A 1,296-nucleotide genomic window follows, 5' to 3' on the forward strand; every position below is an offset into this window, starting at 1 on the left:
CTTGAAACCATACTTGATGAAGAGAATTCTACTGTCAGCATAAATACTACTCATTTCAGCAAGTATATGCTTGTAGATAAAAAAGAATGGTTTGAAGCTTGGAAAATGGCCTCCTTGTATGTTGAGGATTGGTATGATCCGCTTGCAACTGCTATATGCTTTGACTGCTCAGGAAGTATGAGCGGTAATGACAGAAACGGTTATAGAAAACTTGCAATTGATAATTACATCGATTCTATGACTATGAAAGACAAAACTGCACTTATTAGTTTTGAAAGCAAAGCAACGCTTGTAAGCGGCTTCTTAGGTGTAGATGACAAAGAAAAATTAAAAAGAAAAGTAGAACCATATAATGGTGGTGGTACTAATGTGCGTGCAGCACTTGAAGAGGCAATAAAGCAACTCAGCACCGTCGAGCATTGGTACACCAGACATATAGTATTACTTTCTGATGGCGATGTTAATTTAAAGATCGACCTTAGCAAGAATGTCGTTGATGATCTGATAAAACAGGCTGCTGAAAAAAACATTAAGATACATACGATAGGTCTTGGTTCAGATGCAGATAATCAGAAGCTGAAAGATTGTGCATCCTACACCGGCGGACACTCTTTTGTAGCTGCAACAGCAGAAGAACTGGATGCAATCTATAAGGATCTTTCAAAGAAAAACCATTTTGATCTGAAAACACTTCCTGATAAAGATGAAGATGGACTTCCTGATGAGTTTGAGGTTTCTGGACTGGTTATTTCTAACGCACAGATCTTCTATACTGATCCTGAAATTAAGGATTGTGATGGAGACGGCCTTTTAGATGGACAGGAAATATCTATTGATAATATAAGATCAAAAGTTGTAGAAGTATATGATGATTATAGTGGCAAGACCACTTATTCATCAGTTTATTTCACTTATAATTCGGATCCTTGTGATGAGGATACGGATAAAGATGGATTGATGGATGATAAGGATGCTAAGCCGCGAAAAAAATTTAACAAGAACTTTCAGGTAATTGAAGACTATAATATGGATTGTATGGATTTATTTTCATCTAAATATATAAATAAATACAAAAAATATCATGATTCGAACTATAATCAGGGTAGCTTTTCTGACATATCAGAGGAACTTGAATATGAAGCAATCTGGGCAAAGGTGGCTTTGATGGCAACGGGTGGCGCTACGCCTTTTTCTTCTCTGCTTAATGGAGCTTCCTGTAACCAAACAAATCAAGGGGTTGCAAAAAAGAACACCTCAGTGTAGAATGTAAATACTGACGATGCGAAAGTTAGTAAT

At 36.7% G+C, this 1,296-nt stretch carries 1 protein-coding gene; it reads left to right on the forward strand.

Going from position 1 to position 1,296, the window contains the following annotated elements; all coding sequences use genetic code 11:
- The coding region (locus BM265_RS19500; protein WP_143098802.1) for a vWA domain-containing protein at window positions 1–1,263 on the forward strand (1,263 nt) is incomplete at its 5' end.
- Window positions 1,264–1,296 lie beyond the last annotated feature (33 nt).

It is taken from the genome of Hominimerdicola alba, assembly GCF_900112155.1.
Classification (GTDB): Bacteria; Bacillota; Clostridia; order Oscillospirales; family Ruminococcaceae; genus Hominimerdicola; species Hominimerdicola alba_D.